This window comes from Williamsia sp. Y721 (assembly GCF_059683565.1).
This window is the reverse complement of the sequence record NZ_JCASNH010000006.1, coordinates 25,594-49,797: the sequence shown is the minus strand read 5'-3', so window position 1 is coordinate 49,797 and position 24,204 is coordinate 25,594. Positions and strand designations below refer to the sequence as shown.

At 63.4% G+C, this 24,204-nt stretch carries 24 protein-coding genes; 16 read left to right on the top strand and 8 right to left on the bottom strand.

Going from position 1 to position 24,204, the window contains the following annotated elements:
- Nucleotides 1-3: 3 nt before the first annotated feature.
- Entirely contained in the window at nucleotides 4-921 is a 918-nt protein-coding gene (locus AC56PL_RS26440) for an AraC family transcriptional regulator (RefSeq protein WP_497155685.1), read from the bottom strand.
- Between the two features lie 163 nt (nucleotides 922-1,084).
- On the opposite strand from AC56PL_RS26440, the gene AC56PL_RS26435 reads away from it, so the two are divergent.
- Complete coding sequence (locus tag AC56PL_RS26435; RefSeq protein ID WP_497155684.1) at nucleotides 1,085-2,167, top strand: aldo/keto reductase; 1,083 nt, start codon at nucleotides 1,085-1,087, stop codon at nucleotides 2,165-2,167.
- 8 nt (nucleotides 2,168-2,175) lie between these two features.
- Here the strand turns inward: AC56PL_RS26435 and AC56PL_RS26430 are convergent, their stop codons facing one another.
- A complete protein-coding gene (locus AC56PL_RS26430; RefSeq protein WP_495517142.1) occupies nucleotides 2,176-2,706 on the bottom strand; it encodes a carboxymuconolactone decarboxylase family protein in 531 nt (176 codons plus the stop codon).
- Between the two features lie 187 nt (nucleotides 2,707-2,893).
- On the opposite strand from AC56PL_RS26430, the gene AC56PL_RS26425 reads away from it, so the two are divergent.
- Entirely contained in the window at nucleotides 2,894-4,312 is a 1,419-nt protein-coding gene (locus AC56PL_RS26425; RefSeq protein ID WP_495517662.1) for an ABC transporter permease subunit, read from the top strand.
- On the top strand, nucleotides 4,309-5,103 hold the full coding sequence (locus AC56PL_RS26420) for an amino acid ABC transporter ATP-binding protein (protein ID WP_497155683.1): 795 nt from the start codon (nucleotides 4,309-4,311) through the stop codon (nucleotides 5,101-5,103). The genes AC56PL_RS26425 and AC56PL_RS26420 overlap by 4 nt, the downstream gene beginning before the upstream one ends.
- A 5-nt stretch (nucleotides 5,104-5,108) precedes the next feature.
- On the opposite strand, the gene ramB is transcribed toward AC56PL_RS26420, so the two are convergent.
- Nucleotides 5,109-6,518, bottom strand: a complete 1,410-nt coding sequence (ramB, locus tag AC56PL_RS26415; RefSeq protein WP_495517144.1) for an acetate metabolism transcriptional regulator RamB — start codon at nucleotides 6,516-6,518, stop codon at nucleotides 5,109-5,111.
- 103 nt (nucleotides 6,519-6,621) lie between these two features.
- On the opposite strand from ramB, the gene AC56PL_RS26410 reads away from it, so the two are divergent.
- The 4 genes from AC56PL_RS26410 (at nucleotide 6,622) to metE (ending at nucleotide 12,413) form a co-directional block, all read left to right on the top strand.
- The gene (locus tag AC56PL_RS26410) at nucleotides 6,622-7,320 is read left to right on the top strand and encodes a hypothetical protein (RefSeq protein WP_497155682.1); all 699 of its coding nucleotides are present in this window, start codon (nucleotides 6,622-6,624) and stop codon (nucleotides 7,318-7,320) included.
- Between the two features lie 391 nt (nucleotides 7,321-7,711).
- On the top strand, nucleotides 7,712-9,007 hold the full coding sequence (aceA, locus tag AC56PL_RS26405) for an isocitrate lyase (RefSeq protein ID WP_495517146.1): 1,296 nt from the start codon (nucleotides 7,712-7,714) through the stop codon (nucleotides 9,005-9,007).
- Between the two features lie 185 nt (nucleotides 9,008-9,192).
- Nucleotides 9,193-10,083 carry a 3-hydroxybutyryl-CoA dehydrogenase gene (locus tag AC56PL_RS26400; protein WP_495517147.1) on the top strand — a complete coding sequence of 297 codons (891 nt, stop codon included), beginning with the start codon at nucleotides 9,193-9,195 and terminating at the stop codon, nucleotides 10,081-10,083.
- Between the two features lie 11 nt (nucleotides 10,084-10,094).
- The gene (gene metE / locus AC56PL_RS26395) at nucleotides 10,095-12,413 is read left to right on the top strand and encodes a 5-methyltetrahydropteroyltriglutamate--homocysteine S-methyltransferase (protein WP_497155681.1); all 2,319 of its coding nucleotides are present in this window, start codon (nucleotides 10,095-10,097) and stop codon (nucleotides 12,411-12,413) included.
- Nucleotides 12,414-12,432: 19 nt separating this feature from the next.
- Here the strand turns inward: metE and AC56PL_RS26390 are convergent, their stop codons facing one another.
- From AC56PL_RS26390 to AC56PL_RS26375, 4 genes are all read right to left on the bottom strand, one after another.
- A complete protein-coding gene (locus tag AC56PL_RS26390) occupies nucleotides 12,433-12,756 on the bottom strand; it encodes an antibiotic biosynthesis monooxygenase (RefSeq protein ID WP_495517149.1) in 324 nt (107 codons plus the stop codon).
- Between the two features lie 181 nt (nucleotides 12,757-12,937).
- Nucleotides 12,938-13,663: a hypothetical protein gene (locus AC56PL_RS26385; protein ID WP_497155680.1), complete on the bottom strand. Its 726-nt coding sequence runs from the start codon at nucleotides 13,661-13,663 to the stop codon at nucleotides 12,938-12,940.
- 492 nt (nucleotides 13,664-14,155) lie between these two features.
- Entirely contained in the window at nucleotides 14,156-15,007 is an 852-nt protein-coding gene (locus AC56PL_RS26380) for an SDR family NAD(P)-dependent oxidoreductase (protein WP_497155679.1), read from the bottom strand.
- Between the two features lie 5 nt (nucleotides 15,008-15,012).
- Nucleotides 15,013-15,801 (bottom strand): TetR family transcriptional regulator, encoded by a 789-nt coding sequence (locus AC56PL_RS26375; RefSeq protein ID WP_495517152.1) that lies wholly within the window; start codon nucleotides 15,799-15,801, stop codon nucleotides 15,013-15,015.
- Nucleotides 15,802-15,933: 132 nt separating this feature from the next.
- Here AC56PL_RS26375 and AC56PL_RS26370 point away from each other — a divergent pair, with 132 nt between their 5' ends.
- The 8 genes from AC56PL_RS26370 to AC56PL_RS26335 all read left to right on the top strand — a co-directional run bounded on the left by AC56PL_RS26370 (nucleotide 15,934) and on the right by AC56PL_RS26335 (nucleotide 22,558).
- Entirely contained in the window at nucleotides 15,934-17,253 is a 1,320-nt protein-coding gene (locus AC56PL_RS26370; protein ID WP_497155678.1) for a DUF445 domain-containing protein, read from the top strand.
- Nucleotides 17,254-17,375: 122 nt separating this feature from the next.
- Nucleotides 17,376-17,849 (top strand): helix-turn-helix domain-containing protein, encoded by a 474-nt coding sequence (locus AC56PL_RS26365; RefSeq protein ID WP_495517663.1) that lies wholly within the window; start codon nucleotides 17,376-17,378, stop codon nucleotides 17,847-17,849.
- Entirely contained in the window at nucleotides 17,836-18,573 is a 738-nt protein-coding gene (locus AC56PL_RS26360; RefSeq protein WP_495517664.1) for a heparin-binding hemagglutinin, read from the top strand. The genes AC56PL_RS26365 and AC56PL_RS26360 overlap by 14 nt, the downstream gene beginning before the upstream one ends.
- A gap of 108 nt (nucleotides 18,574-18,681) precedes the next feature.
- Nucleotides 18,682-18,975, top strand: coding sequence for a DUF2516 family protein (locus tag AC56PL_RS26355; protein WP_495517665.1), 294 nt, complete (start codon nucleotides 18,682-18,684; stop codon nucleotides 18,973-18,975).
- Nucleotides 18,976-19,102: 127 nt separating this feature from the next.
- Complete coding sequence (locus tag AC56PL_RS26350; RefSeq protein ID WP_495517154.1) at nucleotides 19,103-19,870, top strand: MerR family transcriptional regulator; 768 nt, start codon at nucleotides 19,103-19,105, stop codon at nucleotides 19,868-19,870.
- A gap of 20 nt (nucleotides 19,871-19,890) precedes the next feature.
- Nucleotides 19,891-20,940: an alpha/beta fold hydrolase gene (locus tag AC56PL_RS26345; protein WP_497155677.1), complete on the top strand. Its 1,050-nt coding sequence runs from the start codon at nucleotides 19,891-19,893 to the stop codon at nucleotides 20,938-20,940.
- Nucleotides 20,940-21,863 (top strand): alpha/beta fold hydrolase, encoded by a 924-nt coding sequence (locus AC56PL_RS26340; protein ID WP_497155676.1) that lies wholly within the window; start codon nucleotides 20,940-20,942, stop codon nucleotides 21,861-21,863. Before AC56PL_RS26345 ends, AC56PL_RS26340 begins: the two co-directional genes overlap by 1 nt.
- The gene (locus AC56PL_RS26335) at nucleotides 21,860-22,558 is read left to right on the top strand and encodes an MOSC domain-containing protein (protein WP_497155675.1); all 699 of its coding nucleotides are present in this window, start codon (nucleotides 21,860-21,862) and stop codon (nucleotides 22,556-22,558) included. Before AC56PL_RS26340 ends, AC56PL_RS26335 begins: the two co-directional genes overlap by 4 nt.
- Before the next feature lie 35 nt (nucleotides 22,559-22,593).
- Here the strand turns inward: AC56PL_RS26335 and deoC are convergent, their stop codons facing one another.
- Nucleotides 22,594-23,286: a deoxyribose-phosphate aldolase gene (gene deoC / locus AC56PL_RS26330; RefSeq protein WP_495517158.1), complete on the bottom strand. Its 693-nt coding sequence runs from the start codon at nucleotides 23,284-23,286 to the stop codon at nucleotides 22,594-22,596.
- Nucleotides 23,287-23,313: 27 nt separating this feature from the next.
- Between deoC and purU the strand changes: the two genes are divergently transcribed.
- A complete protein-coding gene (purU, locus tag AC56PL_RS26325; RefSeq protein ID WP_497155674.1) occupies nucleotides 23,314-24,195 on the top strand; it encodes a formyltetrahydrofolate deformylase in 882 nt (293 codons plus the stop codon).
- Nucleotides 24,196-24,204 lie beyond the last annotated feature (9 nt).

The following is a 24,204-nucleotide window of genomic DNA, read 5'->3' as shown; positions in this document are numbered from 1 at the left end:
CCATCACGGGAGACGGGGGCCGTCATGAGCGATATCCAGTGCGCGAAGGCGTTTGGCATCCTGGCCGGGTGGTGCACCGAACAATCGTCGGTACTCGCGGTTGAACTGCGTCGGGCTGTCATATCCGACGAGATGGGCTATCCCGGTGACGTCGCCGGCATCGGCGAGCAACAGGGTGCGCGCCTCCTGTAGGCGGATGTTCTTCTGGAACTGGAGCGGACTCATCGCCGTGATGGCCCGAAAGCGCCGATGAAACGTCGACGTGCTCATCCCGGCCATGCCTGCCAGGTCGCAGATGCGCACCGGTTCTGCATAGTTTCCGCGGATCCATCTGATGGCGTGGTTGATGTGGGCGAGGTCGCTGTCTGGCAACCCGATCTGGCGTACCGCATCGGCGTGCGGACCGGTGAGTAGGCGCCAGAGGATTTCCTGCTCTATCAATGGTGCCAGGACTTGGGCATCCGAAGGGCGATCGAGCAGTCGCAACATCCGGACCACCGCATCCAGCAACACCGGCTGGGCCTCGCTGGTGGTGATCGCCGGCCTGCCGGTCTTGTTGCGCCCCCAGGCCTCGGCCGGGGTCTGTAGCAACAGCGGGGCGATACTGCCCGGACGTAGCCTCAGCCCGACACCCAGCGCGGGTGTGCGCGCACTCGCGCCGATGAAGTGGCCCGTAACCGGAAGGTCTGCAGTCACGACCAGACACTGACCGGCGTGGTACTCGAATACCTTCTCGCCCAGCAGAAGTCGTTTGCCGCCCTGGGCCATCACCACCAAAAGCGGCTCGGTCAGTGAATGGTCCGGTGTGGCGGTGTCGACCCTGGACAGCAGCAACCCATCGATCGTGGTTCGCATGTCGGACCGCGCTGCCGCTTCAATGCGTTGGCAGATCTCGGCCAGGAGTCCGGCGGATTCGTCCATGCCCAACACAAGCATCCCGGAGGCGGCTCAGGCAACCTATTTCAGGCACATCCGGCAGGATTGGGCAAGACTGGGAGAGGATTGATCTACCGTCGCGGTGGCAATCGGAGTTCAGTGGAGAGTGACCGGATTGCAGCATTTCCAACAGGATTCAGGAGTCACCATGTCACTCGACCACTACGTCACACTAGGCCGCTCAGGGCTGCGCGTCAGCCCATTTGCGCTCGGAGCCATGACCTTCGGTGAGGATCCGGGAGGCGCCGGGTGCAGCGTCGAAGAGTCCGAGAAGATCCTCTCGACCTATCTGGACCTGGGCGGCAACTTCATCGACACCGCGAACTTCTACACCAATGGCCACTCGGAGGCGATACTCGGCGACTACTTCGCGTCCCGTCCCGGACAACGCGATCGGGTGGTGTTGGCGTCGAAGTTCTTCACCAATCTCCATCCCGGTGATCCCAACGGCGGGGGTGCCGGCCGCGCATCGATCATCGCCCAGCTCGATGAGAGCCTACGACGCATGAAGACCGATCGCCTCGACATGTACTGGTTGCACAATTGGGACCGGAACACTCCGATCGAGGAAACCCTGCGCACCCTCGACGACCTGGTGCGGGCCGGCAAGATCCGATACATCGGGTTCTCGAATACCCCGGCGTGGGTAACCGCTCAGGCGCAGGTGATGTCCATGCTCAAAGGTTGGACGCCCCTGATCGCGCTGCAGGTCGAGTACTCCTTGCTGGCGCGGACCGTAGAGGGTGAGATCGCGCCGCTCGCAGCGGATATGGGGATGGCACTGGTGCCGTGGAGCCTACTCGAAAACGGCTTTCTGTCCGGCAAATACCGCCGTGGCACGGAGGTCCTCGATTCGGTCCGCGCCGCCTTTGTCGGTGGTCCAAGCGAGGAGGAGTTCGAGGTGATCGACACCGTTGTTGCGGTCGCGGACGACTTGGGGACCAGTGCATCTGCCGTATCGCTGGCCTGGTTACGCGGGCGCATCGGCACCGTCGTGCCGATCATCGGTGCTCGGCGGATCGAGCACCTCACCGGCAACCTGGCCGCCCTCGAGTTGTCCCTGACAGCGGAGCAGATCCAGCGCCTCGATGCGGTGTCCGAGCCGATCTTGAATTACCCGGCCCAGGTGAACGGCGCGGTGCGGGCGATGCTCCAGTTCGGTGGCGCCACCGTGGACGGTGAGCCATCCACGGCCTACCCACCACTGGCGCTCAGCGATAGCAGCTACTGATGAAGTACTCAGAAGTCTCGTTGGATCCGCAGGGCTCCGATGGTGGTGGCGAGGGAATCGTATTGTCCGACAAGGAGGACGAACTCGATCAGCTGACGCTCGTCGAGGTGGGAGGTGAGGTCCTTCCAGGTGGCATCGCTCAGGTCCTTGGTGCCCACCAACTCGTCGACGCCGCGGAGCAAGGCCTCGTCAACCCCGGACCAGCCCGCCTCGGGGCCCTGAAGTAGCCGTGAGAACTCGGCCTCGTCGATACCGGCCCGCCGGCCGAGCCGCTTGTGATGGTCGAGCTCGTACTGACAGTTGCGCAGATGGGCGGTCCGGATGATCACCATTTCGGCGTGGTGCCGAGAAAGTCTGCCGAACGGCATCATCCGGCTCGAGAAATGCAGCCATCCCCGGAACAGGCCCTTGGCCCGCCCCAGCGTCGAAAAGATGTGCGCGTCCGGCACTCCGATGACGCGGGCGGCCCCGCGGCTGAACACCCAGTTGAAGGGCCCGAGCTGACGGAAATTCCCGGGGTCGATGCGTGGTGTGGTCACCTCTGCCAACCTAGCGGAAGGAGTGTTGAGTAACGCCGGATCACCACCGCTCGCCGTACCCGGGCGCCGACCGCACCCGCCTCAGTCCCGGCGCGTCGGTGGTGGCCTTCCCCGACCTGCTCGTTGGGGGACTAAAGTCCTATCAGTGCGTCGGATACTGATCGTGATCGTGGGTGTGCTCGCCGCGATGTCGGTGCTGGCGAGTTGCGGCGGTGACGACGGCACCGGGATTGACCGACTCAAGGAGTCGGGCGTGCTGCGGGTGGGGACCGAGGGTACGTACCCGCCGTTCAGCTACCACGACCCGGCCACCGGCCAACTCGTCGGCTACGACGTCGACGTGGCGAAGGCGGTCGCCGAGAAGATGGGTCTCCGGGTCGAATTCGTCGAGACCCCATGGGATTCCATTTTCGCGGCACTGGAATCCGACCGGTTCGACGTGGTCGCCAACCAGGTCACGATCACCGACGAACGCAAGGCGAAATACGATCTGTCGACGCCGTATGCGATCGGTGAAGGCGTGATCGTGACGAGGGCGGACGACAACTCGATCACCTCGCTTGCCGATCTCAAGGGCAAGACCACGGCACAGTCCGAGACCAGCAACTGGGCGCAGGTGGCGCGGGATGCCGGAGCCAACGTCGAGTCGGTCGAGGGTTTCACCCAGGCCATCAAGCTGCTCAACCAAGGGCGGATACAGGCAACGGTGAACGACAGCCTGTCCGTTCTCGCCTATCAGGCGACCACCGGTGACACCAGCATCAAGATCGCGGCGAACATCGGGGAGAAGAGCGAGCAGGCCTTCGCGGCACGCAAAGACAGTGGGCTGATCGACGAGATCGACGCGGCGCTCGAAGAGCTCAAGAGTGACGGCACCCTCGCGGCGATCTCCCAGGCCTATCTGGATGCCAATGCCGCAGGCACGTCGGAGCCGAAGACCGCGCCCAGTACGTGGGAACTGATTGCGGACAACCTGTGGCCGATGGCCAAGGCCACCATCACCGTGACCATCCCGTTGACCGCGATCAGCTTCTTCTTCGGTTTGATCATCGCGCTCGGTGTGGCGTTGGCACGGATGTCCAAGAATCGGGCGTTGTCGTCAGTCGCGCGGGTCTACATCTCGTTGATTCGCGGTACCCCGCTGTTGGTCCAGCTTTTCATCATCTTTTATGCGCTCCCGGAACTGAACATCCTCATCGATCCGTTCCCGGCAGCGGCAATCGCCTTCAGTCTCAACGTCGGTGGTTATGCCGCCGAGATCATCAGATCGGCCATCAGCAGTGTTCCGAAGGGGCAGTGGGAGGCCGCCGAGACGATCGGCATGAGCTATCCGGTCGCGTTGCGGCGCATCATCTTGCCGCAGGCGCTTCGCACCGCGGTCCCACCGCTGTCGAACACATTGATCTCGCTGGTCAAGGACACCTCGCTGGCCTCGACGATCCTGGTGACAGAACTGCTGCGCACCGCCCAGATCGCGGCAGCGCCGACCTTCGAGTTCTTCGCCCTGTACGGGACCGCGGCCCTGTACTACTGGGTTGTGTGCCTCGTATTGTCATCGGTACAGGGCCGCATCGAGATCCGACTGGATAGGTACGTGGCGAAATGACCGAAACTCCTGGACCCCCGCCGAAACCCACCGGCGAGACGGGCAACCTCGTGACCGTGACCGGTCTGCAGAAATCGTATGGCGACAACCACGTGTTGCGCGGCATCGACTTCACCGTCCGGGCCGGTTCGGTGACCACCATCATCGGTCCGTCTGGGTCGGGCAAGACAACGATCTTGCGCTCGCTCAATGCCCTCGACGTGCCGGATGGCGGGCAGATCATCATCGGCGACGTTTCCGTCGACTTCGACAAACCGGTACCCAAGGCGCAACTCGTCAAATACCGCGCGCAGTCGGGCATGGTCTTTCAGGGTCACAACCTGTTTCCACACAAGACGGTGCTGGAGAACGTCATCGAGGGTCCGGTGATCGTCCAGAAGCGACCACGCGCGGAGGCCGTCGCTGAAGCCGAGGCGCTACTGACCCAGGTCGGTCTGTCCGACAAACGGGACCAGTACCCGCATCAACTCTCCGGGGGACAACAACAGCGCGTGGGGATCGCCCGGGCGCTGGCGCTCAAACCCACGCTGATGCTGTTCGACGAACCGACGTCCGCGCTGGATCCGGAACTCGTCGGGGAGGTCCTCGGGGTCATGAAAGACCTTGCCACCCAGGGCTGGACGATGATCGTGGTGACTCACGAGATCCACTTCGCGCAGAAGGTCGCCGACCAGGTGTTGTTCGTCGACGGCGGCATCGTGCTGGAACAGGGTCCGCCGGCGGAGATCCTCGCCGAACCGAAACACCAACGGACAAAACAGTTTCTACGCCGGATCCTCGACCCGGTCTAGCCGCCTCACTGCACCAGATATGGCGACACTGTGCTGCGGTGCGCGTCGATGTCGAGTTTTGCCCCGAGTGCCGGGAACGCACGTTGCGGGCAGTTCATCCGTTCGCAGACGCGGCAACCCGCGCCGATGAGCGTCACATTGGCCTGTGGGCCGATCTCGAGACCGTCGGAGTAGACCAGTCGCGCGGCATGGCGCTGCTCGCAACCCAGTCCGATCGCAAAAGTCTTGCCGGGCTGGCCGTAGCGCGCTGCGCGGCGCTCGACGGTGCGCGCCACCCAGAGGTAGTTGCGGCCGTCGGGCATCTGTGCGATCTGGGTCTGGATCTTGCCTGGCGAGGCGAAGGTCTCGTACACATTCCACAGGGGACACGTGCCGCCGCTACTGGAGAAGTGGAAACCGGTGGCGGACTGCCGCTTTGACATGTTGCCCGCGCGGTCGACCCGGACGAAGGTGAACGGGACACCCCGCAGGTTGGGCCGTTGCAACGTCGAGAGCCGGTGGCAGATCGTCTCGTATGAGACCGCGTAGAACGCGGAGAGTCGTTCGATGTCGTAGCGGTAGTCCTCCGCCGCGCCGTGGAATTGGGAGTAGGGGAGGACCGCAGCGGCGGCGTAGTAGTTCGCCATCCCGAGCAGTGCCAGCGCGCGGGCCTCGTCGGACGTGAAGTTGCCCTCGTCGACCATCTCTCGCATGAGGTCACCGCATTCGAGGTGACCCAGTTCAGCGGCCATCTTGAACACCCGCTGACCCTGCGAGAGGTGGCCGGAGATGTCCAGGCGCCGGGTCTCGGGGTCGAAGTGGTGCAGGACCGTGTCGCCGAGGTCGACGCGTCGGACGATCTGGACGCCGTGGACGTTCTGCAAACGGTTCGCGATCTCGCTCCGGACGTCACCGGAATGCATCCGCATCCGGGACGTGAGCTCCTCGGCGGCGACATCGAGTTCGTGGAGGTAGTTGCGGCGCTGATAGAAGTAGTCCCGAACCTCCTCGTGGGGTGCACTGATGGAACCCCTCATGGTGCCGTCGCCGCGTTCGTCGGTGGCAGCAGCGAGCTGTTCGGTGGCGATCCGATACCGGCGATGCAGGTTGACCATGGCCTTGGCCATATCGGGATGAGTGGTCACCAGGTCGGTGATCTCCTGGGCGTCGGCATTCGCGTCGAGGTCCTCGTCCATCATCACCTCGCGCATCTCGGCGATGAGCCGGGCGTTGTCCTGAGAATTGAAGAACCCGGTGTCGACCCCGAAGACCTCGCTGATCTTGAGCAGGACCGGAACCGTCAACGGCCGGGCATCGTGCTCGATCTGGTTCAGATAGGACGGAGAGATCTCGAGTGACTGCGCCAGCGCAACCTGCGACATGCCGCGCTCGGAGCGCAACTGCCGGAGACGTGCGCCGACGTAGGTCTTGGACATTCTCCTAGGGTATGCGGCGCGGCGCGGGACCAGCGCAGGTTACCGATCGAACACCGCAGGCGGCGATGTCTAGGCTGTGGGAATGCGGGGGAAGCTGTCTGTGATGACGATTGTTTTCACATCTTTGTGTCTGCTCGGTACCGCATGTTCCGACGACGCCTCTCCGGCGTCCGAGTCGTCGGCACCGCCGGAGTCCTCGTCGAACACACCTGCCGCGTTCCTGTTACCCGCCCGCGAGTTTCCCAAGGGCTATCAACCCGCCGAACTGAGCATCATCGACCTGCAAAGGCAGAACGCGGCCGCCCTCGAGTCGGCGGGCTCGGCGCAGTTCGATCCGCCGCAGTGCCGCCCGACCGCCGATGCCGATCTGAACGACAAGCTCGACGTCTCCAACGCGGCGGTGTCGGCATGGCAATCACCGGCGGGCGGCACCATCACCGAATTGGTGACGACGGTGCCCCGGGATATCGACGCCGATGTGCGGGTCAGTGTCGGCGAATGCGCGCAGTTCACGATCACGATCACACAGGGCAGTACGGCCGGGACCACCGTGCTCAACCAGAACCGCCGACTGACGCCGCCGGCCCTGCCCACCTCACTGTCGCTGATGGTGAGTTCCGTGGCGACCACCACATATCCCGGGGGTCGGACGGCCGCGTCGCGCACGCTGGCGGGCTATGCCGTGGTCGACGGGATCACCGTGCAGCTGGTCGCCAACTCGACCGAAAAGGGCCTGAGCGAAGTCGAATTCGCCGATTTGTTCGCCGAAGCAGTCGGCCGGGTGGACGCTGCGAGCACGTGATCTGCGGGCGGATCGCTGTGATTCCGCTCACCACGGCAGGATCCGGGGTCGGAAACCCGGGTGTCGATGTGGACCGGCGCGGAGCGCCGCTTCGGGAGATGGCCGGCTCGCAAAGTTGCAGTACGCGCGTACTTTTTGGCGTACTCACCAGTAACTAATCGGAAGTTGTTTACACCGCAATATTCGCAACATTTGCAAAGCCTCGTGAAAACGTGGCCTGAATTCGCACTTGCGGGGTGTAGACCTGCGGCTTTGCCTGTGGCACTCTCGGTGAGGCAGACGCCCCTCGGGGGTTATGAAATTGCTAATTAGCCCCGAACGAGTTCAGCTCGATCAGAACTCGGGCGGACCGCCACACAGCACAAGCTCAACGAATATGGAGCGCGAGAATATGAGCACCGTCGGAAAACCAAGGACTGCCGCCGAGATCCAGCAGGACTGGGACACCAATCCTCGTTGGAAGGGCATCACCCGCGACTACACCGCTGAGTCGGTCGTCGAGTTGCAGGGCAGCGTTGTCGAGGAGCAGACCCTCGCACGTCGTGGCGCCGAGATCCTCTGGGAGGGTGTCACCAAGGGTGATGGCAGCTACATCAACGCGCTCGGTGCTCTCACCGGCAACCAGGCCGTGCAGCAGGTTCGCGCAGGCCTGAAGGCCGTGTACCTCTCCGGCTGGCAGGTCGCCGGTGACGCGAACCTGTCCGGACACACCTACCCGGACCAGTCGCTGTACCCCGCGAACTCGGTTCCCTCGGTTGTTCGCCGCATCAACAACGCTCTGCTGCGCGCCGACGAGATCGCTCACGTCGAGGGTGACAACACTGTCGACAACTGGGTTGTGCCGATCGTGGCCGACGGCGAAGCCGGCTTCGGTGGCGCACTGAACGTCTACGAACTGCAGAAGGCCATGATCGCCGCCGGTGCCGCCGGAACCCACTGGGAAGATCAGCTCGCCTCGGAGAAGAAGTGTGGCCACCTCGGTGGCAAGGTGCTGATCCCCACCCAGCAGCACATCCGCACCCTGAGCTCGGCTCGCCTGGCCGCTGACGTTGCCAACGTGCCGACCGTGGTCATCGCCCGGACCGACGCCGAGGCCGCCACCCTCATCACCTCCGACGTCGACGAGCGCGACCAGCCGTTCGTCACCGGTGAGCGCACTGCCGAGGGCTACTACCACGTGAAGAACGGCATCGAGCCGTGCATCGCTCGTGCAAAGTCCTACGCGCCGTACGCCGACATGATCTGGATGGAGACCGGTACCCCCGATCTCGAACTGGCTCGTAAGTTCGCCGAAGCCGTCAAGAGCGAGTTCCCGGACCAGCTGCTGTCTTACAACTGCAGCCCGTCGTTCAACTGGAGCCAGCACCTCGACGATTCCACCATCGCCAAGTTCCAGAACGAGCTCGGCGCAATGGGATTCACGTTCCAGTTCATCACCCTCGCCGGCTTCCACGCCCTCAACTACGGCATGTTCGACCTTGCCTACGGTTACGCACGCGAGCAGATGACCGCATTCGTCGACCTGCAGAACCGCGAGTTCAAGGCAGCCGACGAGCGCGGCTTCACCGCAGTCAAGCACCAGCGTGAGGTCGGCGCCGGCTACTTCGACCGCATCGCCACCACCGTTGATCCCAACAGCTCAACCACTGCGCTGAAGGGCTCCACCGAAGAAGGCCAGTTCCACTAGGCTGGACCGCCACTCCGGGGCCTTTACGAACTAGTCAGGCGGTCCGCAGCTACCGTTGCGGGCCGCCTGCTGGTTTTTAGGAGGCTTTTGGGCGTACCCATGCAGGGTTACCCTCATCTCGGCCTTCTGTGTTGGTTCCTTTTGGTTCAAAGATTTTGCGGTTTCGTAGTTTTCAAGGAGTTGTCATGGCAAGCGAGAAGATCACGCGGGTTGGTGTCATCGGTGCCGGGCAGATGGGTGCGGGCATCGCTGAGGTGTGTGCGCGTGCGCATGCGGATGTGCTCGTCTACGAGACCACTCGCGAGCTTGCCGCTGCCGGACGCTCGCGCATCCTGCGCTCGCTCGACCGCGGTGTGAGCAGCGGGAAGCTCACCGAGCGGGAACGTGAACAGGCTTCCTGGCGTTTGCGTTTCACCTCCGACCTCGGCGACTTCGCCGACCGGCAGATGGTGTGCGAAGCCGTCGTCGAGGACGAAGCGGTCAAGACCGAGATCTTCAAAGAGCTCGACAAGGTGGTCACCGATCCCAACGCGGTGCTCGCCTCCAACACTTCATCCATCCCGATCATGAAGCTCGGGATGGCCACCGCCAACGCACATCGCGTTGTCGGGATGCACTTCTTCAACCCGGTACCCGTGCTCCCTCTGGTCGAGCTGGTCACCACGTTGATGACCGCCCCGGAGATCACCGCCCGCGCCGAAGAGTTCGCCCGCGACATCCTCGGCAAGCAGGTCGTGCGGTCGTCCGACCGTTCCGGGTTTGTGGTGAACGCGCTGTTGGTTCCGTACCTGCTGTCGGCGATCCGCATGGTGGAGAGCGGCTTTGCCACCGTCGAGGACATCGACAAGGCCATGGTCCTGGGTTGCGCGCACCCGATGGGGCCGCTCAAGCTCACCGACCTGGTCGGCCTGGACACCGTCAAGGCCATCGCCGACAAGATGTACGAGGAGTTCAAGGAACCGCTCTACTCACCGCCGCCGCTATTGCTGCGCATGGTCGAGGCCGGCCGGCTCGGCAAGAAATCCGGCCACGGCTTCTACCAGTACGAAGCAGCAAAGACCGGCGTCAAGAACTAACGGGCGCGGACATGACCAGCCCCGCGGAGAAGATCGAATACGGATCCTCGATCCTGGGGTATCCGCGCATCGGCGCCCGGCGTGAACTCAAACGAGCGCTCGAAAGACATTGGCACAACGGCGGTTCGGTGGACGACCTGATCGTCGCCGGGCATCAGTTGCAAGACAGCATCTGGCAGGAGCTCGCGGCCACCGGGCTCGAGCAGGTCCCCGGGAACATCTTCTCCTTCTACGACCACGTGCTCGACAACGCGCTCATGTTCGGTGCCGTCCCCGATCGGTTCAAGCCGCTGGCCGGCGAGCTGCATCCGTTGGACTTCTATTTCACGATGGCCCGGGGCAAACCGGATATCCCGCCGCTGGAACTGGTGAAGTTCTTCGGAACCAACTACCACTACCGCCAGCCCGAGATCAGCGCCGACACCGAGTTCTCGCTGCACGCCGAATCGTTGCTGGCCGAGCACAAGCGGGCCAAGGAATACGGCATCGAACTGCGGCCGGTGGTCCTCGGACCCATCTCGCTGCTGCTGCTGTCGAAGGCTGGCCCTGATGCGCCCGAGGGTTTCTCGCCGATCGACAAGATCGAGGAGCTGCTCCCGGTCTATCTGAAGTTGTTCAAGGACCTGGCCGCGCAGGGCGCCAAATGTGTCCAGCTCGACGAGCCCGCTTTCACCGGCGACCGCTCCGACGAAGAGCTGGCACTGCTGGGGACCGTGTACAACGCGCTGTCCGCGGTGAGCCAGCGACCGCGTCTGCTCGTCACCGGCCAGTACGGCGATCTCGGTGCGGCCCTGCCGATCCTGGCGGCGACGAAGGTCGAGGCCATCGGTCTGGATCTGGTGTCGGAGCCGATCAGCGCCGCCGCTCTGGGCAAAATCCCGGGTCTGAAGCGCAAGCGCCTGTACGCGGGTGTGATCAACGGACGGAATGTGTGGAAGGCCGACAAAGCACAGGCACTCGACTACCTGTTGGCCATCAAAGCGGTGATCCCGGACGTGGTCGTGTCGACCTCGTGCAGTTTGATGCACGTCCCCGTCGACCTGCTCATCGAATATGACATCCCCGGTGACGTTGCCGACCGGTTGTCCTTCGCGAAGCAGAAGGTCGGTGAGGTGGTGGCGCTGGCCAAGGCGGTCACCCACGGTGCACCGGAACGCTGGTACAACCGGCCGACGTCGGTGCACTTCAAGCTCAAGCATGATGTGCGCCAACGGGTTGCGGCGATCCGCTCGGATCAGCGCGAGCGGGCGCCCTACGATGTCCGCCGGGCAGCCCAGCAACAGGCCATCGGACTTCCGCTGATCCCGACCACGACGCTGGGATCGTTTCCGCAGACCGCAGAGATCCGGCAGGCCCGCTACGACTACGGCCAGGGACGAGTGGCCTGGGACGAGTACAAGCAGCTGCTGCTCGACGAGATCAAACGCGTCATCGACCTGCAGGAGGACATCGGCCTCGATGTCCTTGTGCACGGTGAGGCCGAGCGCAACGACATGATCCAGTACTTTGCCGAATTGATGGACGGCTATGCCGCAACACATTTCGGTTGGGTTCAGGTCTACGGTTCGCGCTGTGTGCGGCCGCCGATCCTCTACGGCGACATCAAGCGTAGAGGCCCGATGACCGTCGAGTGGATCACCTATGCGCAGTCCCTGACCGACAAGCCGGTGAAGGGCATACTCACCGGACCGGTGACCATGTTGGCGAGATCGTTTGTGCGCCAGGACCAACCGCTCTATGAAACCGCCGAACAGCTGGCACTGGCTGTCCGCGATGAGATCGCCGACCTCGAGAAGGCCGGTGTCAAGATCATCCAGGTCGATGAGCCGTCGATCCGGGAGTTGTTACCGCTGCGCGAACGCGGTCGCGAGGGGTATCTCGACTGGGCGGTCGCGGCGTTCAAGCTGGCGGTCGGCGGTGCCGAGCCGCAGACCCAGATCCATACGCACATCGGCTATTCCAGTATCGCGAAAGTGGTGGACGCGTTCGACGCGCTCGATGCCGATGTCACCTCGATCGTGGCAACCCGGGCGATCGACTGGGTGCTGGATCAGATCGTGGCCTCGGGAACGTCCATCAAACGTGAGGTCGGCCCAGGTGTCTATGAGAGCCGCAGCGCGGCGATCCCGGACATCGACGAGATCGACGAACGGATCCAGCGAGCAGCACAGGCCATCGATCCCGATCGGCTCTGGGTGAATCCGGATGGCGGCCTCAAGACCAGGCACTACTGGCAACTGGAGCCGGCGTTGCGCAACATGGTCGCCGCGGCACGGCGCGAACGGCGCCGGGTCGAGGCCCGGCAGGCACAGGCCGCCGGCACCTCTTGATCCGTTTGGATGGGAACGATCAGTCGATCGTGATCTCGCCCATCTCTGACCAACCGTCGGCCTCGATCTGCTGACTGACGATCCTGGGTGTGGCCATCAGGGCCTGCGGCATCTCCTGCTGCGTGGCCTTCTTGAAATGGTCGCTGTTCACGTGGGCGCCGGCCGCATCGTCGTCGAATGCCTCCACCAGCACGAACTCGCTGGGATCATCGACGCTGCGCGACCACTCGAACCACTTGTTGCCGGGCTCATTCCGCGTTGCCTGGGTGAACGGACCGACCAGATCGAGCCACTTCTCGGTCCACTCGGGCTTCACCTGAAACTTCACCACGATGAAAATCACTTCGCCCTCCAAAAATATCGACTACGGGTGTGCCCTGCCAAATGCTAGTTGTGTAGGCCGGGGATCTGGCAGGTACCCGGGGAGTGGGCACTGTCGTCGCATATTGAGACACCGCAACGAGAAGTGCCCTTCCCATGATGGGAAGGGCACTCCTGAAGATGTTGCTGTTCGTGCGTAGAGGTTACGGGAACAGTCCGGGGATCAGGTTGCCCAATCCGAGACCGCCGAGTGAGCCGCCGCTGTCGCCGCCCGCAGAGCCGGTGGCCTTGAAGTTCGTGGTGCAACCGTTGAACGACACCGAGTCGACGTATACGGTTTCGCCGGGAGTGGCCGGTTGTGCGGAGACTCCATAATTCGTGACGACAGTTGCGTCGCCGGCGGCCGCGATCAGTGCATCGAGTGTCGACGGGGTGCCCTTGGGAATGCCGGGCAGATTCCGGGTCGACCACCAGTTCGTTGCGTCGGTGGCATCCTGGTCGCCACCTTTGCCGGGGCTCGCCCAGGCAAAGGTGGCGAAGCCGTTCTCGGACTCGGGAGCGCCTTGTGTGTCCGCGCCGGTGACCCGGATCTGCCAGTTGGCATTGCCTGCGGTCTGCTTGAACGTCAGTGACCCGCCGATGTCCGAGGCCTTCAGTTCACCCGCGGGGTGATACCACGCCTTCCGTGCCGAGGACGGCTCGGTGGCCAGCACAAGCGAACCGTCTGCATCGATAGCCGTGGTGTCGCTGTACGCGGCGCCGGCTTCTTCCGGGAACGGGTTACCCCAGCCGTTGGCGTCGGTTCCGGTGGATACGGTCGAGCAGTTGGAGCCCGTCACCGGCGCGGCGGAGGCCACGGCGGGGAAGAACAGAGCGACGGCGCTGACTGCGGCGGCAGCGGTGGTGGCGCGAACAAAAGTGCGGTTCATAGCTGTGAATCGACCCCCAGAAGGTTGGTTTGTTGCGTTGGTGTCACGTCAACTTAACAACTGTCGTATGGGTGAATGCAAACGGTGATGTCCTTGAATTATTCGACATTTAGCAAGGGTTTTAAATCTGGGAATGATCGGTATGTTAATCGGTAAGAACCGCTAATGGCTTCGAGAAACGGTGCGCCAGACCAGCTTTGAGCAGGCTATACGTCCGTATTTTGGTAGTGGAAAGCTGCCCTTTGAGGTTTGCTGTTCTGAATAAATTGATCCCTACCGATCCTCGTTGGTGCATTTAGGTGTCCATTAACTGGGGCTTGAAGGAGGTCAATTGACCTGTTATGGAAATTCGTTGAAATTGATACGATCCCATTACAGCGGGAGCTGGGTTGCCCACCGAAAATTCGCGCCACTTGCCTGCGTTCGCGCCCGTTGCAACTGGCGCGAACGCAGGCAAGTGGCGCGAATCTTCGTGGCTGGGTGGGGTGGGGGTCAGTGAGCGGGTGGGAACAGCGGGCCGCCGCCGAATGGGGCCCGGTGTGATTTCGGCACGACGCTGTCGTTGTTCGACAATCCGTAGTCGGCGCCGAGTTCGGCGGTCACCAGTGTGTGCCCGTTGTGGGTTCGCAGATCCGGGTCGTGCCAGAGCCGATCGATCACACGTCCGACGAACTCGGGGTGTTCGGCTTCGCTGATCTTGAAACCGGCGAACTCGTCGATACCGAACGACAGCAACAACTCGGTCTGAATCAGGCCCAGCCACAGGGAAATTGCGCTCACGCCGGTTCCGGCCAATTCGTGGCCCATGTCGAAGGCCATTTTGTCCAGCGCGGCTTTGCTCATCCCATAGAGCACCGAATGCAGGTGGCCGCGGGTTCCGAACGAGGAAATGTTGACCATCAGGCCCTGCCCTTGCGGCACCATGAGCTGCGCCGCGTGGACACACGCCACGTAGTGCGCTCGAAGGCCGACGGTGATCAGGGTGTCCCAGTCGCTGACCGGTCGTTCCCAGAACTTGTCACTGAACCCACCGAAACCCTTTGGTGCAGCCCAAGCGTTGTTGACGAGGAGGTCAAGCCGACCTTGTTCGGCCGAGATCGTCTCGAACAGGGAAGCCACCGCCGCGTCGTCGGTGTGGTCACAACGCACGCCGAACCCGGAGCCACCGGCGTCGTTGATGGCGGCAACGGTCTGGCCCAGCGGATCCTCGGGCCCGGTGCCCCCACGCGCGGTTACGTAGACCGTCCAGCCGGCCGCACCCAGTGCGGTCGCCACTCCTCTGCCGACCCCGCGGCTCGCCCCGGTCACCAGTGCGACCGGAGCCGCTGCCTTGTCCTCGCCCATGGGCGTCAATCTATCGGTGAAGGCGCCTCGGGGAGGGGATGTTCTTGCGCGTTGAAATACTCGCTGGAGCCGCCGGCCGCCGCGATCCCGGAGATCGCCGACCAGACCAGCATCGTCAGGTAGTTGATCAGCTCTTCTTTGCCGAGCCGCTGTTCGACCATCCACCAGTGCACCGCGAGCTGGATCGCGCCGACCAGGCTGTAGGCCCACGTTTCCACGCCTGCGGTCTCGGATCCCTGATCGACCATTCGGTTGATCATCACGAATGCGAGCATCTGCGCCACGAGCTTCTGCGAGTCGGCAAGAACCTGCGCGCCCGAACCACCCGCCGTCACAAACGAGTAGATCTGCGGTTCGTCGGCGACGGTCTGGACATAGACGGAAATGACCATCCGGGTGAGGTCGAACTCTTCGAGGTCCTCGTTGATCGCACTGCTCAGCCGAGGGACCAGCACCGTCTCGATGAAACGCATCATCGCGGCGGTGGTCAGGTCGCCCTTGTCGCTGAAGTATCGGTAGAGGACGGTCTTCGAGACACCGATCTCGGCGGCGATCTCGTCCATACCGGCGTCTGGCCCGAGTGCCCGGACCGCGGCGAGCGTGCCGTCGACCAGTTCGGTGCGGCGGGCCTCCTTGTGGCCCTCCCAGCGACGCTTTCGACCGTCTGTCTTGACCTCGTCGATGCCGACCTGGCCGCGGATGGCCTTGGGCAGCGACGCGCCCTTGGCGGCTGCCGTCGCAGCGGCTGCGACCGCAGCGCGCGCGGCTGCTGCCGGATTCGGTCGAGGGCACATCACACAAGTCTCTTCTTCGTTGCCGGTAGTTGCCCGTTCACCTTATGTTCCCCGGCACGCGGGCAGTGCATTGAGAGCAGGGTCGCTCACGCCAACCCGCTTGAAATCTCGACATTCGGTAACACTGGTTGAATGCAAACGACACAGGCGCCACCGGCAGTGCCTTCCGCACCCAAGCGGAACATCGCCGGGATCGGGGGTGCTGACGCGCAGCGTAAGGCCGCATTGCGACGGATGAAGATGGTCGCGACCGGATTTCTGCTGCTCGCGGCGGTGATCTACTTCTTCTGCCGCTGGCTCGAAGACCGCGACGGAGAGAACGTCGCTGCCTGGGTCGGCTATGTGCGGGCGGCGTCCGAGGCTGGCATGGTCGGTGCGCTCGCCGACTGGTTTGCTGTCACGGCATTGTTCAAGCACCCGTTGGGCATTCCGATCCCGCACACCGCACTGATCCGTAAGAAGAAGGATCAGATCGGCGATCAGTTGGGGGAGTTCATCGAAGAGAACTTCATGACACCGGACGTGATCGAGGACAAGGTCGCGCAGCTGGCCCTGCCGAAACGGGTGTCGTCGTGGCTCGCCGATCCGAAGAATGCGCCGCGTGTCGGCGCGGAGGCCGCGCGCGGGATCGCGTTTGCCGCAGAGATGCTCGATGACGAAGACATCGAACAGCTGATCCTGGCGGGGATGAAGTGGGTTGCCGAACCGGAATGGGGTCCCCCGGCCGGGCGCGTACTCGAACAACTCATCGCCGAGAACCGGCTCGAACCGGTGATCCAGCTCGTCTGCGATCGTGCGCATGACTTTGCCCTCGGTAGTGAGGAGCTGATCGACCGCGTGATCGACAAGGACGGGCCCGCGTGGGCGCCCAAGTTCGTCAATCACTTTGTGGGAGATCGGATCTACCGAGAGCTGGTCGAGTTCTCGTTCAAGGTCAAGACCGACCCGCACCATCAGGTGCGGACTGCCATGATGACGATGATGGTGCAACTCGCCGACGACCTCCAGCATGACCCGGCGACGATCGCGCGGCTCGAGGCGATCAAGTCGGAGATGCTCGAGCGCGACGAGGTGACTGGTGCGGCCTCGACGGCCTGGAATGCGGGCAAGGCCCTGATCGAACAACTGCTCGCCGACCCGAACGGAACCCTGCGCAAGACCCTGACCGATTCGGTCATCGGAATCGCCGTGCGGATCCGGGATGACCACGAACTGCAGGACAAGATGAACCTGCTGATGGTGCGGGTGGCGCGACACGTGTCGGAGAACTACTCGCAGGAGATCATCTCGGTCATCACCGAGACCGTCCGTGGGTGGGACGCCGACGACACCAGCAACAAGATCGAACTGCAGGTCGGACGCGATCTCCAGTTCATCCGCATCAACGGCACCGTTGTCGGTGCGCTGGCCGGGCTGGCGATATACACCGTGTCCGTGCTGCTTTTCCACTGAACAAACCACCTAAAAAGGACAGGTTGTTTGTGGCCTTCGTCACGAATTAGCACATTGCTTGCAATTGCTAGCAGAAGTGGCACTATGGGTCTCGAAACCTGAAGGAGTCACCGATGGTTCCAATGCCAACTGATCCAGAAGACGGGCCGGTGGCGGCCGCTGCAAACGCGGCCCAGGACATCAGTGCCAACGTTGCCACTGCAGCCCAAGACATCGGCAGCTTCATCAGGTCTCAGCGGATTGCCGCCGAGGTGTCACTACGCCAGCTCGCCGAGCGCGCAGGGGTGAGCAATCCGTACCTCAGTCAAATCGAACGAGGGTTGCGCAAGCCTTCGGCCGACGTGCTGGCCCAGATCGCCAAGGGCCTACGCGTGTCGGCGGAAGTGCTCTATGTGCGGGCCGGGATTCTCGAAGAGCGTCCTGCGAGCCCGGTGCGCGACGCGTTGATGGCCGACACCGTCATCAGCGAACGCCAAAAGCAAGTGTTGCTCGAGATCTACGAGTCGTTCTGTAAAGAGAACCGGGCCGAGGTCGAAAGTGGCACAACACAAAACACTTCAAAGTCCACGCTGGAGGGACATGATGACCAAAGCTGACCGCAATCTCGCAAACCCGCTGTACGCCGCTGTCGGTGCCGGAGATCTGGCACTGAAGCAGGTGAATGATGTGATCACGCAGTTGCGTGAACGCACCGAGACCGCAACGGGGACAGCGCAGGCTCGATTCGAAGAAACCCGCACCACCGCGCAGAGCCGTCTGGAAGAGACTCGTGAGCGGATTTCGGCTCTGCCGGAAGAGGTTCCGTCGAATATTGATGAACTGCGTTCGAAGTTCACCGCCGAAGAACTACGCAAGGTCGCCGAGGCCTACATCGAGGTCGCGACCAACATCTACAACTCGCTGGCCGAGCGTGGCGAAGAGACCGTGGAGCGCCTGCGTGCCACCCCCGCCGTCGACGAGCAGCTCAGCCGCGTCGAGAAGGCGTACGGCGACGCCGTCGACCTGACCGAGGACACCCTCGGCACCATCTCGTCGCAGACGCGGGCCGTCGGGCAGCGTGCGGCCAAGCTCGCGGGCATCGCCTCGACCAAGATCGACGAGGCTTCGGAGAAGATCGAGGACACCTCCGAGGAGGCTGCCGAACAGATCGCCGGCGCAGCCGGGACCGTGGAGGCGAAGGCGCGGACCGCAAGCGACTCCCCGGCCAAGAAGATCGCCGAGGCCAAGGCTCCGGCCGCGAAGGCCCCCGCGAAGAAGGCTCCGGCCAAGAAAGCGGCCCCCGCGAAGAAGGCTCCGGCCAAGAAGGCTCCGCCGAAGTAGGGACTCCGCCAGGTCGGGCTACGAGTTTCAAACCGGCCGCTGTGATGCGACGGCGCCACCGTCAGGTGAATTGGACAGTAAGGTGAACTTGTGGACATTCTATCTTTCATGGGTTACGCGCAGAGCTTTGTCCTTCTCGCTCTGACGGTTGTGGCCGGCATCGCGGCGGCGGTTTCGCTGGTGCATGCCGCGCTCCAGCGGCCGGATGCGTTTCCGGCGGTCGATCGCCAGAGCAAGGTGATCTGGGTGTCGATACTGGCCGCTGCAACGGTGTTCATCTGGCTGTTCGGTGCCATCGGCATCTTGGGGATCGTCGGTGTGGTCGCGACGCTGGTGTACATCGTGGATGTGCGGCCGCGGGTCGATTCGATCCAGAACAAGTCGTGGTTCCGTAAGGTCTGATCGGCGCCGTCGTCGCGGGGTCGACGTCGTCGAGACCCTGGGACGCCAAACCTTGACAATGCCGGGTGTCATATAGCACGCTGGTCCCATCGCCAAGAACCGCTGGTGGTCGACCTAGAATGAGCAGATGGCTGAATACCGGATCAATGAGCTCGCGGATGTCTCCGGCGTCAGCGTTCGCAACATCAGGGTGTATCAGGATCGCGGACTGTTGCCTCCGCCGAAGATCAAGGGACGCACGGGGTGGTACTCCTCCGAGCACCTGAGCCGCCTGAAGATGATCTCGCAGATGCTCGAGCGGGGCTACACGTTTGCGACCATCAGCGAATTGCTGATGGCGGCGCGATATGGGCTCAAGGTCGAGCACGTACTCGAAGGCGAGCCCAAACGTGGCAGCCGCTGGAAGAACTTTCGACGCGTCGCCACGATCACGATCTCGGAACTGCGCAAGGGTCTCGGTGCCACCGACAGCAGCATCGCGCTCGGACAGCGTCTGGGTCTGCTGGTCAAAGAAGGTGCCGGATATGCCGTCACCAACCCGGAGGTCCTGGCCGGCGCCGAGGTCCTCGTCAAAGCCGGGATCGACCTGGAAGTCCTGCTCGACCGCTGGGAACGCGTCCAGGATGACCTGCAGGACATCGCCGCGAGCTTCGTCTCGATCGTCACCGACAAATACCTCGTCGAAGGAGAACCCTTCGAACTCGAGGAGAGCGAAGTGATCCGGCTCGCCGAGTTGGTGCAGACCGTTCGCCCGATGGCGCACGACATCGTCGAAGTCGCCTTCAGCAAAGCCATGGATGCCGAGATCTCCAAGGCTCTTGATCGCGGTGCCGAGCTGATGATGGCCTCTGACGATGAAAAGCCGGTCGCCACAGGCGATGTGGAAAGTCACTAGACAGGCATGAGGGGGTACGCGTGAACGGAAAGAAGATCGCGCTCGGGGGCGCGATAGTCGGGGGCGGTGTGGTAGCGGCCGGTGCTGCGATCACCGGAACCTTCCTGGGATCGATCGTTCGCGCGGCGCTGCTGGCGCCGGATCCCATTGAGGACCAGCCGGATCCGCTCCTGGCCACACCCACTGCGCAACCTGACCGGATACCCGTTCGGGCCGGGGACGGTACCGAACTCAATGTGCTCGCCTACGGGCCGCCCGATGGTGAGTTGCTGGTGCTCGTGCATGGCTGGACCTGTAGCACCCAGTACTGGTACCCGCAGATCAACGCCTTCTCCGACCGATACCGCGTGGTCGCCTACGACCAGCGCGGGCATGGCAGTTCGCCGCGCGGAACCTCGAAGCTGACCGCTGAACTCCTGGGGCAGGATCTGCAGGCTGTGCTCAGTGCGGTTGTCCCGCAAGGCCGTAAAGCGCTGATAGCCGGACACAGCATGGGTGGCATGACGATTCTGTCGTGGGCCGAGCAGTTTCCGGGCAGCGTACCCGAGGTGGCGCGCGCGGTGGTGCTGACCTCCACCTGCGCCGAGCATCTGCTGCCCAATCTCGGTCTCATTCCGCTCGACTTGCCTGACGCACTCTCGCCAATCGAGTATTTGACGAGTCGTCTCGTCGCCGGCGCCACCATTCACCTGCCGCGAACCAAGGTGTCGCGCAAGGTCACCCAGTACATCGCGCTGAATACGACCTCACGTGGATCGCATGTCGACTTCTGCGACGAGATGGTGGCAGCCTGTCCGGGACGGTCGCGGGGCAAGTGGGGCAATGCACTGGTCAACCTGGACGTATCGGGTGGTCTGGACGCGCTGGTGGTGCCGACGCTCGTGGTGGTCGGCGCCGACGACAAACTCACACCGGCCGTGCATGCCGAATCGATGGCCACCGCGCTCCGCGGCCACGGCCATCTCGACGACCTGGTGGTGTGGCCGGGGATCGGGCACATGAGCAGTATCGAGAACTCGGTGGGCTACAACGCACTGCTGACCGACCTGCTGGATCGAACGGCCGGCTGATGTCTCGGGGGCAGCCGTTGATGCAGGCCCCGCAGATCGACATGCGGCACACCGTCATCGACCGCCCAGGGGGCGCTTCGATTGCCACGTACGAATATGGTCCGGTCGACGGCGATCCGGTGGTGCTCGTGCACGGTTTCGCCGTCAGTGCGCGCTATTGGCATCCGCAGGTCAATGGTCTGGCCGATCGATTCCGGGTGATCACCTATGACCAGCGCGGGCACGGCCGATCTGAACTCGGCAGCGGGTCGATGACCAACGATCACCTCGGGCAAGACCTGTCGGCAGTGCTCGAGCACACCGTCGCCGGCAGCCGGAAGGCTGTTGTCGTCGGACACAGCATGGGCGGGATGTCGGTGATGAGCTGGGCCACGCAGTACCCGGCCGAGGTCGGGAGCTACGCGAGGTCGATCGTGCTCGCCGGTACGGCGGCAACCTCACCGGTGACGAAAGGTCCTGTCCGTCTGGCCAGTCCGGTCACGTTCCTTCGGCGCGTCCAATACGAGATGGCGTGGCTGGCGTTCAGTGCCATCCACCGGCCCGGCGGTGACCTGTTGATGCGATCCGGCATGGTGGCCGCCGGTGCGCTGTTCCCTGGAGCGACCCGGGCGCAACTTGCCTTCCTCGGCGAGATCTTGCGTGACACCGATTGGCGTACGAGGGAAAAGGTCGGACGCTGTCTGGAGAACCTGGACGTGGCTCGGGGCCTGTCGGTGATGGCGGTCCCTGTCGCCGTTCTCGTCGGAGGTCGCGATCGGCTCACGCCTCTCCGGCTCGCGGTTCCACTCGCCGAGGCCCTGCGCTGTGCCGGATCGCTTGAGAGGTTCGAAACCTGGAGGAATGCAACACATTTGCTGAAATGGGAGCAACCGCACCGGTTCAACGCCGTCATCGCCGACCTGGTGGCGGAGAGTGCGCGATGACGGAGCCACGCGTGCTCTACGTGTCGGTCGGCAGCGTGCAGTCATTGCGATGGCATGGACGTGGTGTCCCGTCCGCGATCGCCAAGGTGCCGGTATCGGGCCCGGTCACCGTGGGCAAACGTGGCGTGGTTGGTGACGAACAAGGTGACCGAAGAAACCACGGCGGACCGGACAAAGCGATTTTGGCCTACCCCAACGAGCATTACGAAGCCTGGGGCGACGCGCTCGGGACGCTCGGGCTCCCCGCCTTCGGTGAGAACCTCACCATCACTGGGCTACTCGAAACCGATGCCCTGATCGGCTCGGTGTTCGATATCGGAAGTGTGACGGTACAGGTGAGCCAGCCCCGTCGCCCGTGCTTCAAACTCGCAGCCTTCCATGGCATCGACGACCTCGCAGTGGTGACCCAGCGCACGGGACGGACCGGCTTCTACCTGAGAGTACTTGTGCCTGGCCGTATTTCAGCTGGTGACAGCCTCGTCCTACAGCATGCTCCCAAGCATGGCATCACAGTCGCCGAGGTTCACCGCGTACTCAACATCGACCGCGGGGACGCGCCTGCCATTCGGCGACTGCTCGACGAACCCGGTGTGCTGCCCACGTCGTGGTCAACCCTTCTGCACAAGCGGCTTTCGGGACGGCGGGACAGTGACAGCCGACGCCTGCACGGACGCCCACCGGATGCGACAGGATGAATCACATCGCGCGGGCGACAGCCCCGTAACCCGGTTCAGGCTTCCGGGAAACCCTCGAGCACGGCCCGAGATCCGGACAAGCCGAGCCGGGTGGCGCCGGCGGCGATCAGTTCGGCGGCGAACTCCGCAGTCCGGATACCACCGCTGGCCTTGACGCCGACATGGTTGGGTACGGCTGCCGACATCAGTTGTACGGCTTCGACACTGGCGCCGCCTGCCGGATGGAAGCCGGTTGAGGTCTTGACCATCGTCGCACCGGCCTTGACCGCGACCTTGCAGACCGCCGTCACGGTTTCCGGTCCGGCGAGGGCAAGGAGCGCTGCCGATTCGATGATCACCTTCAAGGTGACCCCGGCGCCGATCCCTTCGCGGACGGTCAAGATGTCGGCGAACACCTCGTCGAGCTTGCCGTCGACCGCCGCGCCGACGTCGATCACCATGTCGATCTCCTGCGCACCGGAGTCGACGGCCAGCTTCGCTTCCGTGGCCTTGATCAGCGAATGGTGCTTACCCGACGGGAAGCCCACCACAACGCAGCTGCGCGCTGATCCGGTGTTGATGGGGAGCATCGACGGTGAGAGGCAGACGGCGAGCACACCGAGGTCGTTGGCCTCGGCGACTGTCGCCGCAGCGTCCGCGCGGGTCGCTTCGGGCTTGAGGAGTGTGTGGTCGACCATGGCGGCGACGACTGATCGGGTGAGCTGTGGACCGGTCGGGGTGTCGGGCATGAATCGAGCTTGGCACACTGGACAGTTGTGACCACATTCTCGCCGCCAGATGGCCATCGGTACGTGCTGACGCTCGGATGCCCCGACACCACGGGAATCGTCTCCCGCATTTCAGGTTTTCTGGCCGAGGTCGGTGCCTGGATCGTCGAGGCCGCCTATCACTCCGATCCCGATTCCGGCTGGTTCTTCACCCGCCAGGCCGTCCGTGCCGATTCGGTGGCGCTGACGTTCGAGGAACTGCGCGCCCGCTTCGAAGCAGAAGTGGTGGCGCAGCTGGGCCCCGAAACCGAGTGGCGCGTGAGCGATTCGTCCGTCCCCAAGAAGACCGTCCTGCTGGTGAGCAGAGAGGGTCATTGCCTGGGCGATCTGCTGGGCCGTTCGTATCGGGGTGAGCTGCCCGCGGACGTCAGCGCCGTGATCGGCAATCATCGAGACCTCGAGGACTTCAGCACCCGCTTGGGCGTGCCGTTCCATCACATCCCGTTCGACAAGGACAAGGCCGGCGCATTCGAAGAGTTGCAGGCTCTTGTCGACTCACACGATCCGGACGCCGTGGTGCTCGCGCGGTTCATGCAGATCCTGCCCGAAGGGCTGTGCGAGCACTGGGCAGGCAAGGCGATCAACATCCACCACAGTTTCCTGCCGTCGTTCATCGGAGCGCGGCCGTACCACCAGGCCTTCAAGCGGGGCGTCAAGCTGATCGGCGCCACCTGCCACTACGTGACCGGCGAACTCGACGCCGGACCGATCATCGAGCAGGACGTGATCCGCGTCGATCATTCGGACTCGGTGGCCGACATGGTGCGGCAGGGCCGCGACATCGAGAAGCTGGTGCTGGCTCGCGGACTGCGGTGGCACCTGGAAGACCGGGTGCTGGTGCACGGCCACAAGACGGTCGTCTTCAGCTGATCGAGCGTT